General features: G+C 37.0%; 16 protein-coding genes, 1 tRNA gene and 1 pseudogene. 6 read left to right on the top strand and 12 right to left on the bottom strand.

Annotated features, from left to right (window positions below; translation table 11 throughout):
* The 4 genes from H740_RS12010 to H740_RS11180 all read left to right on the top strand — a co-directional run.
* Positions 1-574, top strand: a 574-nt coding sequence (locus tag H740_RS12010) for a hypothetical protein (protein ID WP_002953906.1), incomplete at its 5' end; no start/stop codon positions are given.
* A complete protein-coding gene (locus H740_RS11185) occupies positions 574-792 on the top strand; it encodes a hypothetical protein (protein ID WP_002953905.1) in 219 nt (72 codons plus the stop codon). The genes H740_RS12010 and H740_RS11185, both read left to right, overlap by 1 nt.
* Positions 793-878: 86 nt before the next feature.
* The gene (locus H740_RS12325; protein WP_231679361.1) at positions 879-1,385 is read left to right on the top strand and encodes an aldehyde dehydrogenase family protein; all 507 of its coding nucleotides are present in this window, start codon (positions 879-881) and stop codon (positions 1,383-1,385) included.
* A 40-nt stretch (positions 1,386-1,425) separates the two neighbouring features.
* Positions 1,426-2,325, top strand: coding sequence for an aldehyde dehydrogenase family protein (locus tag H740_RS11180; protein ID WP_414734178.1), 900 nt, complete (start codon positions 1,426-1,428; stop codon positions 2,323-2,325).
* Between the two features lie 300 nt (positions 2,326-2,625).
* Here the strand turns inward: H740_RS11180 and H740_RS11175 are convergent, their stop codons facing one another.
* Positions 2,626-3,129: a hypothetical protein gene (locus H740_RS11175; RefSeq protein ID WP_002953904.1), complete on the bottom strand. Its 504-nt coding sequence runs from the start codon at positions 3,127-3,129 to the stop codon at positions 2,626-2,628.
* Between the two features lie 328 nt (positions 3,130-3,457).
* The gene (locus tag H740_RS11170; RefSeq protein ID WP_002953903.1) at positions 3,458-8,455 is read right to left on the bottom strand and encodes a two-partner secretion domain-containing protein; all 4,998 of its coding nucleotides are present in this window, start codon (positions 8,453-8,455) and stop codon (positions 3,458-3,460) included.
* Positions 8,456-8,835: 380 nt separating this feature from the next.
* On the opposite strand from H740_RS11170, the gene H740_RS11165 reads away from it, so the two are divergent.
* Together H740_RS11165 and H740_RS11160 are read left to right on the top strand one after the other, a co-directional pair.
* Positions 8,836-10,584, top strand: a complete 1,749-nt coding sequence (locus tag H740_RS11165; RefSeq protein ID WP_002953902.1) for a ShlB/FhaC/HecB family hemolysin secretion/activation protein — start codon at positions 8,836-8,838, stop codon at positions 10,582-10,584.
* A gap of 125 nt (positions 10,585-10,709) precedes the next feature.
* A pseudogene (locus H740_RS11160) lies at positions 10,710-11,789 on the top strand (integrase core domain-containing protein).
* 368 nt (positions 11,790-12,157) lie between these two features.
* Here the strand turns inward: H740_RS11160 and H740_RS11150 are convergent.
* The 10 genes from H740_RS11150 to H740_RS11100 form a co-directional block, all read right to left on the bottom strand.
* Positions 12,158-13,501 carry a hypothetical protein gene (locus tag H740_RS11150; RefSeq protein WP_002953900.1) on the bottom strand — a complete coding sequence of 448 codons (1,344 nt, stop codon included), beginning with the start codon at positions 13,499-13,501 and terminating at the stop codon, positions 12,158-12,160.
* A gap of 89 nt (positions 13,502-13,590) precedes the next feature.
* Positions 13,591-13,935: a hypothetical protein gene (locus H740_RS11145; protein WP_002953899.1), complete on the bottom strand. Its 345-nt coding sequence runs from the start codon at positions 13,933-13,935 to the stop codon at positions 13,591-13,593.
* A gap of 53 nt (positions 13,936-13,988) precedes the next feature.
* Entirely contained in the window at positions 13,989-15,536 is a 1,548-nt protein-coding gene (locus H740_RS11140) for a type IV secretion system DNA-binding domain-containing protein (protein ID WP_002953898.1), read from the bottom strand.
* Positions 15,529-16,125, bottom strand: coding sequence for an ATP-dependent Clp protease proteolytic subunit (locus H740_RS11135; protein ID WP_002953897.1), 597 nt, complete (start codon positions 16,123-16,125; stop codon positions 15,529-15,531). The genes H740_RS11140 and H740_RS11135 overlap by 8 nt, the downstream gene beginning before the upstream one ends.
* 115 nt (positions 16,126-16,240) lie before the next feature.
* The gene (locus H740_RS11130; RefSeq protein ID WP_156318425.1) at positions 16,241-16,948 is read right to left on the bottom strand and encodes a hypothetical protein; all 708 of its coding nucleotides are present in this window, start codon (positions 16,946-16,948) and stop codon (positions 16,241-16,243) included.
* Entirely contained in the window at positions 16,893-17,666 is a 774-nt protein-coding gene (locus H740_RS11125; protein ID WP_002953894.1) for a hypothetical protein, read from the bottom strand. Before H740_RS11125 ends, H740_RS11130 begins: the two co-directional genes overlap by 56 nt.
* Before the next feature lie 77 nt (positions 17,667-17,743).
* Positions 17,744-18,964 carry a tyrosine-type recombinase/integrase gene (locus H740_RS11120; protein WP_002953892.1) on the bottom strand — a complete coding sequence of 407 codons (1,221 nt, stop codon included), beginning with the start codon at positions 18,962-18,964 and terminating at the stop codon, positions 17,744-17,746.
* A 469-nt stretch (positions 18,965-19,433) separates the two neighbouring features.
* Positions 19,434-19,508, bottom strand: a tRNA-Asn gene (locus tag H740_RS11110).
* A 117-nt stretch (positions 19,509-19,625) separates the two neighbouring features.
* A complete protein-coding gene (locus tag H740_RS11105) occupies positions 19,626-20,531 on the bottom strand; it encodes a radical SAM protein (RefSeq protein ID WP_002953889.1) in 906 nt (301 codons plus the stop codon).
* Positions 20,532-20,647: 116 nt separating this feature from the next.
* Positions 20,648-20,993 (bottom strand): methyl-accepting chemotaxis protein (locus H740_RS11100; RefSeq protein WP_002953887.1); only part of this gene is annotated, 346 nt, incomplete at its 5' end.

Below are 20,993 nucleotides of genomic sequence, written 5' to 3'. Positions count from 1 at the left end.
CAACTACACCTCGCACAATAGCTCTATGTGCCTTGAAACCCAGCTTACCGAGTCGCAAAAGCAAAGCGTGCTGGATTTTGCCCTTGAGCTTCTAGAGCGCAAAAGCGCGCCCGGCGCGGAGCCCGGTATCGCGGCGGTCTTTGAAAAAGATATCGTAAATGCACAAGAGCTAATAAATTTTGGCAGAAGCACAAAGGAGATATATTTGAGCACGGAGCGGGCGTTTGAGACGGCGCACGAACAAAACGTATTTTTAAAAGAGTTAAAAAGCGGCGCTCGCGGCGTCATCGGCGCGCTTGCCGGTATCGGGCTTAGGCTTAGTGGAAACGACGGTAAAATCAGGGGCGAATTTGAACTAAAAGAGTCAAATTTGAGCGTGGCTGAGCTGCTTGGGTTAAATTTTATCGAGGCGGTCGCGGATGAAAATTTTAAACCTCTTTCGCCTGGCGAGCGCATAAATTTAATCGGCGCGCTAAAGCCGGTATTTTTGGATTTCAAGGCGACTTTGCTCGTCAAAAAAGAAGCGGACGGCAGCTTTAGAAACTTAAGCGTAAAAGAGCTTCGGGGGTTTTGATGCGCTCAAATTTTAACGAAAAGGGTGAGTTTAGATTCGGCAAATTTGACTACGAAAAAGCACGCGAAACCGCCGAAAACTGCGCCAAATTTAAGCTAGATAACGACGAGGAGGAGATGGCGTGCGGCGGCGAAATTAGCTGCTACGACTGCGCTTTTAGGCGCTGGAGCGCAGAGAGTTTTACCTGCGCGATTTTTATAGAAAATAGTCAAATTTAAGCCTAAATTTGGCATTTTTGGCGGATTTATATACGGTAAAAATTTCTAGTATATAATCAGACTTTAAATCTAGCAAGGAAAACATCGTGAAAGAATACAAACTATACATAGACGGCAAGTATGTAAGCTCAAGCGCCGGCACTATCGTAGACAGCATAAATCCCGCCGACGGTTCGGTGTTTGCCAAAGTGCACATGGCTAGCAAAGAGGATATCGAACTAGCCATCGCAAGCGCGCATAAAGCGCAAAAGCTTTGGGCAAAAACAACTCCTCGCGAAAAGGAAGCCGTGCTTTTAAGGGCTGCTGAAATTTTTGAAAGAAGAGCGGATGATATTAGGGATATATTGATGCGCGAAAGCGGCTCGATGATAGCAAAATGCAACTTTGAAATTAGCGTCGTTAGCGATATATTCCGCGTTGCGGCGGGTGAAGCCAGACGCGTAACGGGACAAACTTTCGTTTCAAACGACGACGGAGTTTTTTCGTATGTTATTCGTCGTCCGCGGGGAGTGATCGCCGGAATTTCGCCGTTTAATGCGCCAATGATTCTAAGTAGTAAAAAAATTTGCCTTTGCCATAGCGGCGGGAAATAGCTTTGTATTAAAACCATCATCAAACACGCCCGTTTGCGGTTTGGTATTCGGCGAAATCCTGCAAGAGGCCGGTTTGCCGGCCGGCGTGCTAAATATCGTTCCGTGCTCAAAAGAGGTGCTTGGCGAAACATTTCAAGAAGATAAGCGTATATCCATGATAACATTTACGGGATCGACCCAGGTCGGTAGGCATATAGCTCAAAGCGCGGCGAAAAATATGAAAAAATGCACCCTTGAGCTAGGTGGAAAAAGTCCCGTTCTGGTTCTCGAAGATGCGGACATTAACTATGCCGTAAATACCGCGTTTTTCGGTATCTTTATGCACCAAGGTCAAATTTGTATGGCAGGCTCGCGCATCATAGTGCATGAAAAAATTTATGACGATTTCGTTTCCAAATTTACGGAAAAAGTTAAAATTTTACAAGTCGGCGATCCGACCGATGCGCGCACTATTATCGGGCCGCTTATCGAGCGTAAACAATGCGAATTTATCGATGATTTAATTCTCGACGCAAAGAAAAAAGGCGCGCGGATACTAACAGGTGGCACGAGCAAAAACAACTTTTATATGCCGACCACCGTTGCAGACGTTACGACTGATATGAAAATCTTTTCAACCGAGGCTTTTGGGCCGGTTGCGGCTATTATCAAAGCGCGAGATTTAGATGAGGCCATAGAACTAGCTAATAGTACGGATTATGGACTAAGCGCGACTGTCATCACTCAAAATGTCGCGGACTATCTGCGCTGCGCCGAGGAAATAGAAACGGGGATGCTGCACGTAAACGGCCCTTCATTGCAAGATGAAGCGCATATTCCCTTCGGCGGAGTAAAAATGAGTGGGCTTGGTCGCGAGGGCGGGCATTTTTCTATCGAGGAGATGACCGAGCTAAAATGGATCACCGTCGAAGGCATGGGAAATCATAAATATCCGTTTTAAATTTAGCCGGTTACAAGCTAAATTTATTTAGTTTAGCTTGTGAAGATTTGTTTTGGGCCGATTTAGCCTGCTAAACAAGGCAAGCATCAAGGATCATGTAGCCCAAAAACTAAAGAGAAAAAACACCTGTAAAAAATAGAAAGGTAAAAAATGAAATCTAAACCAAAAACTCACGTTTGTATTATTTATTATAATAAATTTGATGATAGTTTTATAAAATCTATTCCTATAGAAAATTGCACTTTAAGTAATATTGAAGAAATGTTGTTAAGATTTTATCCAAATAAAAAGCATATTCAATTAGATGAAAATAGAAACGAATATTTGAGTGGTGCCTATGACATCATACCAGAGATAAATAAGATATTGTTTGAAAAATTTGGTATTGAAGTAGATATAGAAAATTTCAATTGCCAGCTGGAAGAAGAATATGAATAAAATGGTTTGCAAACTCGTAAAACCTTTTATATTTTCGCCATTATATCCTGTTTCGTCTGTATATATAGACTTTATATCATTTGGTTGATATCCTAAATTCTTCATAACAGCAAGTGTTATTAGCCCCATAGCCTCTTTTCTTTGAGTATCTGTTGTAGTACTGCTAGATAAAAATGCTTGCAGTTCTGGTGAATTTGCTACTTCTTCTCTGACGCCGTTTAATACGCTATATTGCTTACTTACTTCTTTAAAGAATGATAATATAGTTGCTCTATCCGTAGTCGCTATTTGGTTGATGGCGTCTATTATGGTGCCACTATCTACTATCTCTTTTGCTATCTCCTTCCTACCCTCTTTACTAAACACCCTAGCATCCATACTAGCATCTACATTTGAGCTTATGCTAGTATTTACTAGATCTTTTGTTGGTTTGGTAGTATCTCTATTTAGTCTATCCAGATCATCAGAGTTCTCTTTATCTGCTATCTCTATGTTGCCACTGCCTAGAGTTGCTAGGTTTTTAGATAGTGTGTAGCTTAGATTTCTTTGGTTTGAATAGGAGGCTGATGTGATCTTAGAATTTAGATCTTTGTTGTCGGCCTTGGCTTGATTGTCTGTTTTAGTATCTTTAAATGCATAGTTAGCCCCTATACTAAAGTTTGTTTCTTTGGTATAGCTTGTATTTGATAGGTTCTCATAGCTTAGAGTGTTTTTTTAAATTTAGGTTGTGGTTATCTATAAAGGTATTATCTTTATCATACTCTCCTGCTGCTAGTAGTGATCCTTTTAGATGAGTATTATTTCCTACCTCTACGTTTAGGTTATTAGCCGTTATGGATGAGAGGATGGTTTGCTTAGTTATAGTATTTGATCTTGATCTAGAGAAATTTGCATTGGTGCTAGACGTCTTTACGCTGCTAGTATCTACGAAATGGTTTTTATCAAATAGCCCTGTCGTCTTTATGCCGTTACTCTCTGCTTTGGTGTTACCGCCAAGACCGATTCCGCCTGATATGCCAAAGCCTTTTTGGCTAGAGGTATATTTATCTCTTACGCTCTCTAAGACTAGATTATTTCCTACTTTTAAATTTAGCGTTCCATCGGCTCTTAAATTTGCTCCTTTGACGGTTGCGTCGTTGCTTGTGTTTATGTTTATATCTTTATTGGATATTAGTCTCGAGTTATTATTAGCGATACTTTCTCTATCGCTGTTTGATTGCGAGTAGTTAAGACCTAAGCTTCCGCCGCCTCCTCCGTACATAGTAAATTTAACGCTTCCGCTAATAGCCTTACTCTTCTCGTCTAATTCAAATGTATCTTGACTAGAGTTTATATTTAGATCTTTAGTGTTTATATCTATATTATTGCTAGCCAATAGGTTTGATCCGGTTATGTTTGTACTAGCGTCTTTGTCTTTATTGGTCGTTAGCCTTATATTAGAAGCGGTTAAATTTGATGGAGTAGAGACGGTTTGTTTGGTCTTACTATTTGTTTGAGTGCCGCTTACGTCGGCCGCTACTCCTGCGCTAAAGCCGTATGTTACTGAGCTTGAAGCTGCAGCTGCGGCTTGAGATACTAGGGCTGTTGTTTTAGAGGCTACGTTTGTAGTAGCAAGAGCTATGTTGGCTATATAGTATTTTTCTTCGTCTTTTATATTATCTAATATATCAGTTAGATCTTCTATATCAGAAGCATCAACGCCTACTTCTTTGTTTTTATACCTTTGTTTGATTTCGCTTAGTTTGGATGATAAATTTGATTTTTGCTTTTTATACTCATCATACTCTTTTTTGACATTTTTTAACTGTTTTATAGCCTCTGCTAGAGCAATGGCGGCTGGCGCTACTTGGGCATATTCGTTTTGGACAGTTAAAGATAGCGCGGCTTCTGCTTGCTTTAAGGCTGAAGTAGTATCAAGAGTATCTGTGCTATTTGAGATATATATGTTGCCGTTTTTACTTATTATGCTAATATCCTCTTTAGCGTTTAAATCAGATCCTGTTATGCTTATATCTTCATTGGTCTTTATGTTTATATTATCAGCATTAAGAGTAGAGCTAATAGATTTTAAAGAAGAGGCGTTATTGGCGGCCTTTTTATATTTAGCATCCGCCACTCTTAGCTTTACGCTAGTATCTTTTTTAAGTTCGCTTATACTTTTAGGTTTACTCTCTTTTAATATATCTTGCAGTTTGGATATGTTTATACTCTTACTATTAGATATACTATAATTTTCATGAGTATTAGTAGCATTTAGAATAGAAGTTGAATTTGCTTTTATATCTATGTTTTTGTCCGAACTTAAATTTGCTGTGATAGTTGCGTCAGATGTATTCAAATTTATATTATCTTTAGCTGATATGTTTGAAAGCTTTGATAATCCATCAAGACTGCCTTGCTCATTGTAATTTACAGTATAGATCTCGCTGCTACCAGTTCCAATAGCACCCGAATGAGCAAGGGTGCCTAGCGGATTAAATTTGGAACTTTTATGTACGCTTATCTCTTTACTTTGCTCCTTGGCCGCTATTATAGAGATGGTATTAGGAGCGCTTAAATTTAGGATTGATGCAGAATTTATATTTGAAGAGACGATAGATATATCATTATTTGCATTTAAGCTTATATTGCCGCTAGTTGTTGTTAGCGATGAGCCCGCCAAGCTTAGTTTGGCTAAAGAGTGAATGTCAAGAGATCTTTTAAAGCCGCCAAAGCCTTTCTTATTAGTTTGAGAGTATTCTAAACTCTCATATGCGACAGGATTTATATTGATATTATTTGCATCTATTTTTATATCATTAGCTAATAGGTTTGAGCCTGATATTACAGTATCCTCTTTGGATACTAAATTTATATTGGCCGCCCTTAAATTTGAATATATTACCCCTTCTTTTATATTTTTAGTATTAGTTTGCTTTTTAGATAAAAAGCCTTTAGTGGTTATTGTGGCCTCTAGATCCGTTCTATCGTTTATACTTTGTATGTTTATATTGTCTTGCGCATTTATATTTATATCGCTACTAGCATCTAGATTTGCTGCTACCAAATTTATATCTTTGGCATTAGCATTTATATTGTTTGCTTTTAATTTTGAGCCGGTGTTATATACAGCTCCTCCCTTAAAGGCACTATCCTTTCCTTTTAAATCAAAAACATACTCTTCTTTGCTGGCTTTTATATCTATATTGTTATTGGCATTTAGATTTATATCACCGCCGGCTTTTAAGCTTGCGCCACTTATGAATATATTATTGGATTTTAGACTGATATCGCTACCAGCCTCTAGGGTTGAGCTTGCTCCTAGAGTATTACCTTCTTGTCGTGAGTTTTTATATTCAGAGCTAGTTTGATCTATGCTTATATCGTTTGCGTTTAGATTTATAATATCTGAAACTATAGTACTTGAGGAAATGGCAAGTTTGGTATCCGCATTTATATTAGTATCGCCGCTAGATATCAAAAGCGCATCTTTATTTGTTATGGAGTTTGCATTTAGATTTATGCTACTTGCTACTAGAGCTGCACTATTATATATATTTCCGCCGGCATCTATAGAAATTTTATTCTTGGCCAGTATTAGTGAGCTAGGCCTTTGATTATAGCTCTTGTTTCTTTCAAAGCTAGCTTGGATAAGAGAGTTTATATCTTTGTAAAATGTATCAAATTTACCTATTGTGTAAGCCATAGGTCCTCCATTAATACTATATAAAAAGCCAGTATTTGTAGGATAAAATGATATAGGGGAAATTTTGCTTGGCTTAAATAGGGGTATATCTATTGTTTTATTGGCAAGATCGTCTATATTGCCATTATTTAAATTTGTAAGGCTTGCATAAAAGTTATTATTAGACGCAAATACAGCAGGATAGCCATTTTCTTTATAATTTTTAGATATATAAGCACTATCTCCGCCCTTGGTAACCCAGTGTTTTTTACCGGTTATTTTTCCTATTTTGCCTTTCCACTCTTCTTGCTTCCACTCATATCTCAGATGACTACTTACATCTCTATTTAGATCAAAGCCTATATTATTTAGCTCTTTAGCATTTGCTTTTATATCATTACCGGCATAGATCCTGCTCTTATCGTTTGTAATAGTATCGGCATTGATATTTATATTGCTATTTGCATAAATATTGGAGGGTATGAACTTAGCCCTACTCTCATCAGTGATGTACTCTTTATCTATATTATAGTAAAGCTTTCTGGTTTTCTCATAATTTTTTACATGCGAGGTAGTAATTATTATAGAATTTGAACCCTCATCGAGACGGAGCGATACATATGGATATGAGCTTGTTCCGTGCAGATAACTATTTTTGTGCAAATTTAGAGCGTAAGCGGTAACGTCATCTGACACTATTTTATCAAACAACTCTGCTTCTAACTCATCATCGGTGTAGCTCTTTGCTTCAAGTTTCCACCTAGCTTTTATCTCGTCTTTTATCTTTTTTATATCGCTACTGAGTTTAAACGCCCTTTCTCCACAACATCCCAGATCAATAGTGCCACTAAAGTTTTCTTTATTTGTTTCTAGGTTATTTAGCGAGTAGTTGTTTAATTTATTAGCCTCAATATCTATACTGGAAGCCAAGATGTCACTAGATGCATTATTTATTTCTTTTGCATTTAGTTTAAGATTATTGGCCGACACTATACTTGACCCATCTGTGTTATTTATAGCTTTACCAGATGAAATATTTACATTGGAACCACTTATGATACTAGCTTTATCTTTATTAGATATAGAGTTGTTAGAGATCAAGTGTATATCACTATCGGCTTTTATAATGCCGCCGTTTAATATATCCCCATGTGCATTTATTCTTATATTATTAGCTTTTATGATACCGGCATTATTGACGCCAACACCGTCGCTAGTGGCTATGATGCATATTTTATTGGCATACATGCCACCTAGGTTTGTACTATCGATCGATATGGCGTTAGTAGATGATGTGGCAGAATTAATATTAGCGGATAAGGGAACGCTAAATTTACCCGAGCCACTGGTTAGTACCTTACCGTTAGCAGATATTAGATTTAACTCACCAGAGTGGATATTTGAAGCTACGCTTATAGTATTTGCTATGATATTTGTGTAATTACTATTTTTATCGTTTAATCCATTTCCCACTATTTCTATTTTACTTTGCATGCCGCCATTTAGATAGGGATTTAGATTTAGCTCTTTTAAGCTACCATCATTATTGAGAATAACTTTAGAAGTGGCAAAGCTAGATGAGTTAGCATTTATTACATTTAGACCATTTATGCTTATACCGCTAGGATTAGCTATTAGCAGATCAGCTCTGGCTCCAGCTATCTCTAAATTTCCTTTTAGCAAAGATGGGTTATTTGAATTTACCTGATTTATTATTAAGCTAGCGCTGCCGCCATTCAAGAAAGGATTTGCATTTACGAAGCCGGCTATTTGGGTATTGGCACCGTTTGCTGAATTATTTAGAACTGTGCCGGAATTAGTCGTATTAAACTGCTTATATTCATTAAATGAGATGCCTTTATTGTTGGGGGTAGTTATATTTACTACAGTTGCCTCATTGGGCGCCTTTAGAATGGCTGGCTGATTGGCTTTGGCAGCGGCGGGGTCGGAGATGATGACGGCAAATGAATTAACAACAAGCAGAGAGAGGCTTACTATAAAAGAGATGGCTTGCTTAGCAGTAGGCATAAACGGGGATCCTTTTGGTAACTTAGTAACCAAATTATAACAACAGGTTACTTCATATTTAATTAACTTTTTAAATAATTTGTAACTATCATATTTAATACCAAAAGGCACAAGCAATGCTAAAAATCGAAAAATCAGCCGATGTACCATACTGAGACATACTTCTTTGATGACAAGACAAGTTTTAAAAGTAAAAACAAAAAGAACAAGACAAAAGTAAAAATCAAATTTTGAGAGATCTTGCAGCAGAACATGTGATGAAATAATATTTTATTATCGTGTTACAATACAATACTATTTTAAAATGCCGATATTTTTAAATGATATTTTAAAGAATAAGTAAATAAAATACTTCTTTTAAAAATTTACAAAGGCTAAGTTTGTTTTACGCTTATAAAAATAAATCATTGAAAATTATGCTATTGCTGTCAACTATCTGCGTTTGTCTTTTTGGAGTCAATGAGCCAAACATAAATCAGCGCGAAAGTGTAAATGAACAAAATATAATAAAACAGGCTCAAAGCCTAAGTAAACATAGCGATATAAAACTAGAACAATGGAGCGATAATGATACCAAAATACCCCAACTAGATCTAAACGAGTCGCCTTGTTTTGAGATAGATTACATTGCCCTTGACGACAAAGACTCTAACGAGGGCTACAAATTTCAAAACTATCTTAGATCTACCTTGAGTGATCTTGGATTTAAAGGCGGTATGTGTCTAGGAGAAAACAGCATAAATGCTATTATCTCAAGCTTTAATAATAAAATCATCTCAGCCGGATACATAACAACAACCGCTAACATAAAGCCAGTTAATCTAAAATCAAGAAGACTTGAATTTGAACTAAATTTAGGCACCATAAATAGTATCTCCATCAATAATGATAATAACCAAAGACATAGAGGCATGCTATTTAGCGCATTTGGAGAGATAGACCACAATAAAACACTAAACATTAGAAACATAGAACAAGCATTAGAAAATATCTCGAATGCCACTCTTGGTGAGGTTGACGTTTCTCTGGCTCCATCAAAAGCTATAAACTCCACAGATATAATTATTACTAGAAAATCTAGAGCTTTGCCGCTGTCGCTATTTCTGGGGTTAGACAATGCCGGCAGCAAAGAGACTGGCAGATACCAAACAAGTGCTGCACTTAGTGCATTTAATCTTCTTGGCTTTAATGAAAGCTATGCCATAAGCGTAGGTAAGGCGGTATTTAATAAAGAGGAGACAAGGTTAAATAATGAAAACAAAAAAGGGGGCTCACATAATCACTATATAAATTTTTCTGTCCCATTTGGACAGTATGCTGTTAACTATACAAATTCACGTTATAGCTACGATCAAATAATAGCTGGAGCAAACAACTTATATAAATATAGCGGGGTTTCAAGAGTACAAAACCTAGGGCTTTATTACCTTTTTTATAGGGATCAAAACCTAAAATCAACTGCATTTATAAATTTCTTTAAAAGAAATAGTCAAAACTATATAGAAGAGTTTGAACTTGCAAATCAAAGAAGAGTAACGGCCGGGTATGAACTGGGCGTAAAATCGCAGCTCAATATAAATAGTTCTCAATTATACGGCTCACTCTCATACAAAAGGGGCACCGGTATGCTGGGGGCACAGCCGGCTCCAGAGCAAAGTATTGGCGAGGGTACAAGCAGGATGAAAATTTGGTTACTTGATCTTGGATACAAAAGCAGACTGAATAATAATATAACATACGACGCCCATCTTCATGCCCAATACAATACATCCAAACTAACACTGCAAGATAGACTAAGCATTGGTGGGATTTACAGCATCAGAGGATTTGATGGACGAATGAGCCTAGTGGGGCAAAAAGGCATATATCTAAGAAATACGCTATCATATAACTATGTAAGTAATCATGCTTTATATTTTGCGCTTGATGGCGGAGCCGTATATGATACTACCTCACAAAGCTATAACTCAAATAAACTCGCAGGTGCTGGCATAGGTATAAAAGGCTCATTTGAGGCGCTAGGCACAAATCTAAACTATGACCTGTTGTTTTCAAAGCCAATTTATAAACCAAAATACTTTGAAACAAATAAGGTACATATAGGGTTTAGGATTGGACTCGGATTTTAAGGAGTGTAAAATTGTATTAGTCAATACTTAATCTGACATTTTATAACATATAGCCCAATTTCCCCTAAATACATCAGGAGAGCATTCATGAATTTGTATAATCAACAAAAGATCATAAAAATAAGTTGGGGTTATTAAATCTAGCTCAAGAGCTGGGAAGCGTTTCAAGAGCTTGTAAAGTATTTGGCTATAGCAGAGATAGTTTTCTCAAAGAGGGCGCGTCCCATCAGTAGCAAACAAAGTGAAGCTAAGCGTAAGATAGATTTAAAAAACTTTATGACGAATATGGAGAAGAGGGTCTACAAGAAGTAAGCAGACAAAAAACCTAATTTTAAAAACAGGATAGCCAGAGAGATTGAAGACGCTGTTACTTTATTTGCTATAGACTTTCCCGCTTACGGGCAACTAAGAGCCAGTAATGAGCTTAAAAAGAGAGGTATTTTTTTCCCTGGAGGGGTTAGAAATATCTGGCTTAGGCATAATCTTCAAACTATGAAACTAAGACTTAAGCTGCTATAGAAAAAATCATCTAAAGAAAACTTCATATTAACGCAAGAGCAAGTCAGAGCTTTGGAAAGCGCCAAAGAAGAAAAGATAGCGCACGGTGAATGCAAACTTTATTTCCGGGCTATCTTGGAAGTCAAGACACTTACTTTGCGGGGACCGTAAAAGGCATAGGAAAGATCTATCAGCAAACATATATTGATACGTATGTTAAGGTTGCAATTTGTAAATTGTACGATAGAAAGAATGCTCTTGTCGCTGCTGACTTATTAAATGATAGAGTTATACCTTTTTATGATTTAAACGACATAAAACTTCTTAGAATGCTTACGGATAGAGGAAGCGAATATAAAGGAATAAGAGAGCATCACGAGTATGAGCTATATCTTGCCATATAAGAGTTAGACCATACTTTTACGAAAGCAAAATCCCCGCAAACAAATGGTATTTGCGAGAGATTTCATAAAACCATACAACAAGAATTCTATGCAGTCGCTTTTATAACCAAGATATATAATACCCTAGAGGAGCTACAAGATGATTTAGATAAATGGCTAGAACATTACAACATGAAAAGAACCCATCAAGGAAAGAATTGCCAAGGCATGACTCCTATGGAATGCTTTGAAAAAACAAAACATCTTGCTAAAATCAAGATGATAGACTATAATCCATCGGAGTCGCAAGATAGAGTGTCGTAATATATGACAAATTTTATAGGAGCAATTGTCTTGTGTCAGATGAAGTTTAGATTTGTGCAAATTATATACAGATATTGGCTATAGCATAGCTTTAATCTATCTCAATCCCCATATCCCTTCTTTCAAAAACCTCTCCTTTTATCTCTGGGGCATTGTCGTAGATAAACTCCTTTATGGCGGGAATTTTATTCGCTACGCTCTTAAAGAAATTTACAATTTTATCTTTAAAGGCTTTAAGCAGAGCATTCTCCTCTTTTAGTCTCTCGTTTTCTTCTTCTAGCTTCTGTTTTTCTTTTTGTATCGTTCTATTGATTTTTGTGGCATTCTTTAGTTTATAGAGCCGTTTTTTCTCGTTTTTTGTTTAGGATTTATGCTTTATCGGCTTGCTGTTTATATATGTTTATTTGCGTTTCCAATTTGGCTTTTTCTTCTTCTATATACTTGTTTTGGATTTCGATATTAATCTTTTGACCTTCGATATATTTTAACCTTTTCATTTCTGTCTCATTAGTCTGAGCTTGTTCTAGGATTTTTTCGTCGCTTGATATCTTATTTTTGAGCTCTTTTACGACGATATCCTTTTGTTTGATAGCCTCTTTTAATTCCTTAATTTCGTTTTGTTGCGAGATGATTATCTCTTTATCGCTAAATTTCGCGTTTAATTCTTTTAGTTCTGGATTTTCTTTAAGCAAGAGTTCATTATTTGCCTGTAGCTCTTTGTTTTGTGCAAAAACTTCACTCTTGCTAGCTAATTGTTTTTCTAGCTCGTCTATCTGCTCTTTTAATTCAGGGGCTTGAAGTATCGTAATATTTTCTTCGGTAGCAGCATAGATCACTTCGCTAATGGTTTTTGTGAACTCGCTCATGCCGTCCTTGGATATTTTATAGTACGACTCGCCTATTAGTGGGTTTGCCTTCTCAAAATTTTCATTGACGTATCCCTTAAAGCTAGAATTGATTTTATTTTCTAACGCTTTTTCGTTTTCATAAGAGATTTCGGTTTTATGCATTTGTTTTAGATTCTTGTGAGTAGCCTCGCTACCTCTTACGCCTCTTACAGCGATACCCCTAAACGCATCTGCGCCCATATCTTGCAGTTCCTTGCCGTATTTGGACATCTGTGTTTTACTTCTCCTAATGCAAGTGTGATTGGCATAATCGTAGTTTTCAAAAATTATCTGCCAATGTCTGGTCTTTTCGTCGTTATGCTCGCAGGCAGAGATGCACTCTACGCCGTATTTATTACAATAACCGTTAATGAAGCCCATAACCCTAGGAAGCATATCTAAACCATTGATAAAAGCGGATTCATCTTTGTTTAGCCCCTCTTTGGCCTCTTTGGGTCTTTGCGTACCGAAAGAGAGAATAATTTCGGTAAAAGGCGTCATCTTCTTTTGCCAAGCTCGCTTTTTTGCTTTTCCATTTTTATCGGTTATCTTTTGCTTTTCATAATCGGCCTTAAATTTAGATAGTTTTTCTTTTATAAGTTTTTCGATGTTATCGTGCGTCGTTTGGGTTTGAGACATATCTACTAGAGCACCAATAGGGCTTTGAACATAATACTTATTGCTTTTAGAACCTCTTCTTAAATATCGAATTTTCTTGGCTTGCTTGGGCTCTCTTAAGTTGTGAGCCATCCTACCGATGGCTTCTTGCGGAGTTAAATTATCGGATAAAACGTTAATTACGATTTCGTAGCCGTTTATTTTCATGAGTTTCCTTTATATTTTTGAATCTAAATTAACTTAATTATAAAAACTCAGGTTGGTTAAATAAAAATACTTAAAAATAATTCAGTTATTTAAAAAAATGCTCCCCATTGCCATATAATAATAAACCACGAACCAAAAATCGTGCCGCAAACAAATGCTTTAACTCGTATCCATCTTGCTCTATGCTTAACCATCGAAGATAAGCAGGAGACGAAATCCATATAATATCTCATATCGTGAATTCTAGGATAAAAGTTCTTTTCATAAAATTTCATGCATTCGCTAATCTTTCCTGCAGCTTCTTCAGTGGAATCTTTACCTATACCGTCTTTTAAGCTTGCTATTTTACTGTCCATCTCTTCGAATAAAACCGCAAATTCCTTTATATCGTTTTCTAATTTTAACTCTGAAATACGCAATGCTCTGGTTCCCATATTAATTCCTTTTTTATATAAAAATATTGGGCCCTTTTGGACCCATTAGGTCTCTAAGCTATATATAGATACTCATCTGATTCAAAAAGCTCGTCTAGTTCATTTTTTGTGCGATCATCAAGATAAATTACTTGCCTGATCGATCCATCGCTAATCCTTTTACAGATAAAAGAGTTATTGGCCCTATAAAGCTCTTCATTGTAAATTAGCACTTCGTCTTCAGCGATATTTTCAGCAGCGTAGACACTAGCTATGTTACGCAATTTTTGAAACGCGAGTTCAGCTTTTAAAAGATCATTTTCTTTGATAAACATGGGTTTAGCTTTATAAATTTGACCCTCGTGATAATATTCAAAGGAACTAAGTTTGCTAAAATCTCTACTGGTTCCATCCGCATACTGTTTTTGTGAGTTTTTAAAGAAGTACTGGTGGCTCAAATTTCCAACTAACTCTTTATATCTAGCTTCGCCCCCTATACTTTGCTTCAAGATATCTTCGTTTTGAAAAGCGAGTATAAGCTCTACTTTGGCTTCTCTTAATACGTCTGCGTAAAGATCGGTTGAGCCGTTAAGAACCCTTTGGGCTTCGTCTATAAATACGCTTACCGGATTTTTGTCACTTTTGGCTATTCTTTTAACTAAATTTGAAAGAGTCGAGTTTATCATTAGCTCGGTTGCGTTATCTTTTAGGCCGGCACAGTTAATTATAACGATTTTTCCATCATTTAAAAGCGAGCTTATGCTAGCACCGTCATGGTTTAAAAATTCAGAATCCGCCAAATCTTGTAGGGCCAAAAGCATAAAACTATAGTTGCCGTAAAATTTCTCCTTTTGCTCCCTTGTGTCATGGTTGGCGCAATATGCGTATTCGCTAAAAGTCTCTAAGAAGTTACCAGCTTTGTCTTTTACGGCAATTAACTTATGTATATTTTTAGCTACTTCGGCTCTTAAGTCAGCTGGATCGTCTTTAAAATTTTGAAAACTTTTAAGAACATCGCTACCATTACGAATATAATTTTTGTATTCTTTTACCGTGTCGTAAAAAACTCTAAAATTAGATATTGCCTGAGTGTGTTTAAATAGGTTTTTTATATTAGGCGTAGCATCCTCTAGACGTCCTCTCATAAGCTCGCAAAAACCGCTTTTGTTAAATTCATCGATACTGGCCAATAAAGAAATGCTTTTCGAAGCTATGCCTGTAGCCATATTGGCCCAAAAAGGATCGTTTTTGCCTCCGAAACTTAACTTGAAAAAATTCTGTAACAATTTTTCGCTAGCTTCTGCGGTTATATTAATGCGTTCTCCCCAAGGAACATTAATCATAACTACGTCTTTTAGTCTTTTGTATTTTTTGGCTAAGTACTTTATCTTAAAGTGTTCGCCGCCTTTATAGTCAAATATCAGTAGCCCATGCTTCGATTTTATGCGATCGTCCATAATAGGCAATATAGCAGATGTTGTTTTGCCACATCCGGTTTGCCCGGTAATCATAGCATGGGTGAAGTCTTTATTTATATGAATAGCACTTTCTTTTTCTATTTGACTGCAAGACTTTGCATCCGATTTTTTGTTTGACTTGTTTAAGATTGAAAATTTAGACATTAGCTATCCTTTTTATTTGATTTTTTGTTTTTCTATTTTTTGTAGGTTTTATGATGTCGTCAGCCAGGCCGTACTCCAATGCTGTTTGAGCATCTATATAGCAATCCCTATCGGTTATGCTCTCAACCCTTTTAAGATCTAAGGCGCTGTTTTGCGAGATCATATTATTAATCCGTGCTTTCAGTTTTAAAATTTGCTTTGAGATAAGCTCTATATTGCTAGCTTGTCCAGAAGCTCCACCTAAAGGCTGATGAAGCATAAGCTGTGAGTTTGGCATCATGTATCTGCGATCGCCGTTTAAAAATATTAGAGCCGACATCGATGCGGCTTGCCCTACGCATATGACGTTTATGCGAGATTTTATCGTTCTCATGATATCTATTAAGCCCAGACCGTCGTTTATTGAGCCTCCTGGTCCCGATATATAGATATTTATATCGCTTTTGTCGTCTATGCCGTCGAAGTATAGGAGCGTTTTTTGGGTAGCAAGACAGATATCTTGATTGATTTCGCCGTAAAGAAATATATTTCTATCGGCCAGCAGAGTAGTCTGTATGTCGTTTGGATGAAACGAAATTTCGTTTGCCATTTTTTCTCCTTGTTTTTTTGTTTTACGAGGAGAATTGTAGACTAAAAGGCGCTTGATTTCATTCCACCTATACTAGCTAGATCTGCAGTTATGGGGGTTTATAGAATTATTATTTTTACGAACTTCTTATAAAAGTATATTTGAAAGTATCGGAGTTTTTGTGTTCTTCAACAAATTTGGACAAGACAACGCCCGTTTTTTCTTTTAGTATAAGCACCGCCACCTCTTCTTTAGAAATGGTTTTTTCGTGCCAAGGGTTGGTAGCTTGATAAAGAAATTTTAGATCGCTTTTTAGCCATGTTTTATTTAAATCGTTTCGATCTTGTTTTGCATATTCATATGATAGCAAATTTCTAGACTCTTCTCTCAATTTAGATTTAAAGTCGTTTGATAGCAATAAATTGCTACGCTCAATAAGCCTTAAAGAATCGTCGATGCTAAAAGAATTAGAAAAACAAGTATGTACTACGCGAGCAAAATTTTCTTTTCCATATGTCTTTCGACCTGTTCTAACGGCATTAATATCTTCTGCCATTTCATCAAATTCGTAAAATTTAGGATATTTTCTTGAAAATATTACTAGACTATCCTCATATCTAAAGCTTATCCATCTATCTTTAAATATATCAAGTTCAAAAATTTCCATTCCTATATCTTTTAAATCTACGGTTCTATAATCATTATCTATGAGGGTTACTCCGCCCTTATAAGCTATTATTGCGGCTACGTTTTTTATGAAGTAATCAAATTTTATATTGCCGACTTCATTAGGGGTATAAAGATACAATACCATAGGGGAACTTGCGGCAGGTTCTTTTTGCATTTGTTCTTGTTTGAGTGCGGCTTCTTTTTTTTAGAAAGTCTTTTATTGTTATAAGTTCCCAAGTGTAACTGGCCTTAAGGCTGGTTAGGACTATAAAAGCACTATCTTGAAAAAGCCTATACTCTTCGTATTCGTCGATTTTAAAGCTTTTTATATTTCTAACGTGATTTTCCAAAACTTTGCATGGAGATATTATGTAACAGTTTTTATCGTTTATAGCCTGGGGTTGAGAAGATTTATTTTCAACACTAAGCAACGTAAGCCTTTCGAATAAGTCGTTAAATAAATTTTTAAGATGCCTATCCTCACTCCTGGTGTTCGACCGATTATTGCTTATGTACTTTTTTATATAGAAAGTATTGATTAGGTATTTGTGCGGATCTTGCGAGCACTCTAAACCCAATGTATTTTTTATGCGACCTGCAATCTTCCTTTCCCTGCTATAGCCTTTTTCTTTGGCTTCCAACAAGGGATTGTAGGCTATATTTTTTAATTTTTCGTAATCGTCGGTCTCGTAATCTTTAAAATCGTAAAACTCCTTTTCTTTTAAAGCTAAGGCGTATAGATTAATAACCGAGTCTTTGATAAGCTTTTCTTTGCGCTCGTCATTGTTCGGTATGTAGGCTGTTTTATTTGTTTCTCCTAGTTTTTTAGCGTGAATGCTCTTGGTTGAAATAGATATATGCTCTTCGTAACTTATTTTAAAATTACTACTCATGATGTTTCCTTCGAATTTCGTTATACTGTAAATGGATGCTAGAAGCAAGGTTTTACGTCGCTTCTAGTATAATAATTTTACTTATTAAACCCTAGTTCGCCCAAATAACCATGCCACCACTCAAATACTCTTCTTTTTTCGGATTCGAATTTGGCTCTATTGTATGCTTTGTCCGACGCTACGGCGTGTCTTAGTCTATGATCTATACAAAGCGATAAGATTTTATCGCTAAATCCTTGAGCTATGGAGTTTTCATCAGCTATCGTTAAAAAAGTGGTTCTAAATCCGTGAGATACGGTATGGTCACCAAACCCTATACGCTTTATGGCTTGATTTAGAGTGTTTTCGCTAAGCATTCTGGTTTTTGAGATTCCGGATTCAAAGACGTATCCGCTCTTTTTGATGCCCTGTTCTTTTAAAATCTTTATAGCCGTATCGGTTAATGGAATAATAAAGTCCTGAGTCATCTTTATCTTTTCGCCAGGTATCGTCCATATCTTTTTGCTAAAATCTATCTCCTCCCAGCTTATATTTCTAGCGTTTTGGGAGCGGAGGGCGTATAGCATCTGCCATTTAAGACAGTTTAGTATACTAGCGTCTCCATAGTAAGAATTAACCGAAGCTATAAATTCTTTTAAAATCTTAGGATCCGTTATAGCTCTAAAATGTCGGGTAGGCTTTTGGGCCATAAGGGATTTAAAATTCTTACCTATAATATCTGCCGGATTTGTTTTTAGATATCCTTTCATGATTGCAAAATCTAAAGACATTCTTACGTATCTTACGCATTTTCTTAGGGTTTCGGTTCTAGGGTTATCCGGAGTTTGAAGCTTTTTAAACTGAGTAATGAGCATATCGGTAGTTTTTGAATCGTTAAAGTTTTTAAGCATTATGTTTCCGATAAGCGGAAGCACGCAACGCTCGACTAAATTTAAAGTACTCTCGTCGCTAGTATGTTTTATATCGGTTCTTGAAGCTCTTTGTTTTCTCCACTGCGCCCAAAGATCGCCATAGCTAAGTTCTACGTCTTTACTGATGCAACCCGTTTCTTGATAAAGCATAAGTAGTTTTATGGCATCATTTCTAGCTTCTTTTATGGAATATACCCCTTGCCTATACTCTCCTAGGGTCTTAGTAGTTCTATCGCCCGTTAGTTTATTTTCGTAGCGAAATTTAAATATCTTAGCTCCGCTTGCAGTAAGTATAAGTTTTAGCTCTCTTAGGCAAGCCAAGCTATGCATTTCCTTCTTTCCGCTTACGGGAAGCTTTTGTATCTGTTCTTCTTTTGTGATTATCATCTATGTTTTTTCCTTTTAATTTTTTTATCTTATGCATTCATTATAATGTTTTTTAAAATTTTAAAAAAGCAAAAAGGGGATCTAGAATGCCTTTTTGCGATCTTTTTTTCTAAAAACCGTATAATATTGCCTAAAATTAGGACTTTGAAAAACATTAGGGTATCTCTTTTGGTATCTCGTTTGCAAAAGATAGCAAAAAGTTTCGTTTTTTACCGAAAAATTGCTATTTTTGACTTTCCAGAAAGTGGCGAAAAGTTCCGAAAAACGGCGCTTAACTCAAATTTATGGTATCTCCTAAAAGCGTATATTTAAAGGAGATACCATAAGAGATACCATGTTTTTCGGAAACATGATACAAAAAAACGAAAAGAAATAGAATAAAATAGAAATATAAGTAAAAGCAAATCTCGTATTTTAGGGCTTTTTTGATAAAAATTGGAATTAATAGGAAGCTTAAGGAAATATTAAGTGGCTCCGGATGCTGGATTCGAACCAGCGACCAATCGGTTAACAGCCGACTACTCTACCGCTGAGCTAATCCGGAACGTTTTAAAAGAAGTCGTATTATAGGCAAAAACGTATCATTTGTCAATTAATTTTAGCTAAAATTTACTGATGGCAAAAATTTAGCTGGAAAAAAGGTTAAATTCCCTTGCCAAAATCACGCAAGTCGGTAAAATTTAGCCCCCGCCGCATCTACTATTTTTATCTTTCCGTCCGCTAAAAGCTTCTGCAAATTTTGCTTCGAACCCTCAGAAAAGCTATTTGTTACGTCGCTTTCGCTTTGCGGGCGGCGTTTTACTAGCTCAAGTAGCTCCTCTTTGCTAAGCTCAAATTTTTCATCGCCGTATTTTGCCGACGCTATCACGCACGGTACGCCGGAAATTTGCTGCGCAAGCTCATATAGGAGCTCACGGTTCACGCCTTTGACCGGGTACGCAGGCGGTCGATCTATGGTGCTTATGTCCACACGGACTGGTAAAATTTGATTTAGCGCCGCATTTAGTGCCTCAAATTCCACCTTCGTATCGTTTAGCCCCTTTACAACCAGGATTTCAAGCACCAGCTCGCCTTTAAATTCTCGCCTAAATTTAGCCATCACAGCTACTAGCTCGCTAATGTCGATTTTCTCGCCCGAGCGATCAATCCTGACAAATGTCTTTTGCACCGCGCTATCAAGGCTAAATTTGACGATATCAAGTCTCTTTAGCGCCTCGCAAATTTTAGGATCAAGCACGCCTGAACCGTTTGAGAGGATGAGTGTTTTAGCCCGACCTTTTATCAAATTTAGCTCTCTTACGAGCCCTGCCAGATCTGGATAAAGCGTCGGTTCGCCGTTTGCCGTTAGCGTGATGACGTCAATGTGCGGATGCACGGCGAGCGCAGCCTTCACCTCGGCGATTACTTGTTCTACGCTAGGCGGATTTTCTATAGCCGCGACGGGTTTTGCCGCCGTGAGTTCGCAGTAAACGCAGTCAAAGTTACAGCACTTTTGCGCTGGCGATAGATCGACGCCCAGCGAAACGCCAAACCTGCGCGAGCTAACGGGACCAAAGACGATGTGCATTTATTTTCCTAAATTTAAGATGTGCGATTATACTAAAAGCGTGGATAAATTTGATTAAAGCGGATAAAATTAGGGTAAATTTGACGGCCCTGCAAAAAACAGAGCCGTCACGAGAGTTAAAATTTCTTCTTCCTCACGTCTTCGACGATAGCCTTAGCCATGTTGTCGACCTGCGCGGTTACTTCATTAGTTCTACTTACGACGCCTACATTGTTGTGTGTAAGCTCATCTATCTGAGCAACAGAGCGATTTATCATATTTATACCTTCGCTTTGCTCCTTGATACTCTCACTCATCTCGTTGATGCTTTGAGCTAGTACGTTTGCATTAGCTTCGATTTCGCCGAGGCTCTTTTGCGTGCGCTCGGCGAGCTTTCTAACCTCATCGGCAACGACGGCAAAGCCTCTGCCATGCTCGCCTGCTCTTGCTGCTTCGATAGCTGCGTTTAGAGCTAGCAAATTC

The organism is Campylobacter showae CC57C (assembly GCF_000344295.2).
GTDB classification, from domain to species: domain Bacteria; phylum Campylobacterota; class Campylobacteria; order Campylobacterales; family Campylobacteraceae; genus Campylobacter_A; species Campylobacter_A showae_B.
This window is presented reverse-complemented; position numbering and strand designations above follow the sequence as displayed.

What these genes read in the sequence shown, in the direction of transcription:
- H740_RS11185 (WP_002953905.1), top strand. Translation starts at nt 574, where the DNA reads ATGCGCTCAAATTTTAACGAAAAGGGTGAGTTTAGATTCGGCAAATTT.
- H740_RS11170 (WP_002953903.1), bottom strand. Translation starts at nt 8,455, where the DNA reads ATGCCTACTGCTAAGCAAGCCATCTCTTTTATAGTAAGCCTCTCTCTG.
- H740_RS11150 (WP_002953900.1), bottom strand. Translation starts at nt 13,501, where the DNA reads ATGAAAATAAACGGCTACGAAATCGTAATTAACGTTTTATCCGATAAT.
- H740_RS11145 (WP_002953899.1), bottom strand. Translation starts at nt 13,935, where the DNA reads ATGGGAACCAGAGCATTGCGTATTTCAGAGTTAAAATTAGAAAACGAT.
- H740_RS11140 (WP_002953898.1), bottom strand. Translation starts at nt 15,536, where the DNA reads ATGTCTAAATTTTCAATCTTAAACAAGTCAAACAAAAAATCGGATGCA.
- H740_RS11135 (WP_002953897.1), bottom strand. Translation starts at nt 16,125, where the DNA reads ATGGCAAACGAAATTTCGTTTCATCCAAACGACATACAGACTACTCTG.
- H740_RS11130 (WP_156318425.1), bottom strand. Translation starts at nt 16,948, where the DNA reads ATGCAAAAAGAACCTGCCGCAAGTTCCCCTATGGTATTGTATCTTTAT.
- H740_RS11125 (WP_002953894.1), bottom strand. Translation starts at nt 17,666, where the DNA reads ATGAGTAGTAATTTTAAAATAAGTTACGAAGAGCATATATCTATTTCA.
- H740_RS11120 (WP_002953892.1), bottom strand. Translation starts at nt 18,964, where the DNA reads ATGATAATCACAAAAGAAGAACAGATACAAAAGCTTCCCGTAAGCGGA.
- H740_RS11105 (WP_002953889.1), bottom strand. Translation starts at nt 20,531, where the DNA reads ATGCACATCGTCTTTGGTCCCGTTAGCTCGCGCAGGTTTGGCGTTTCG.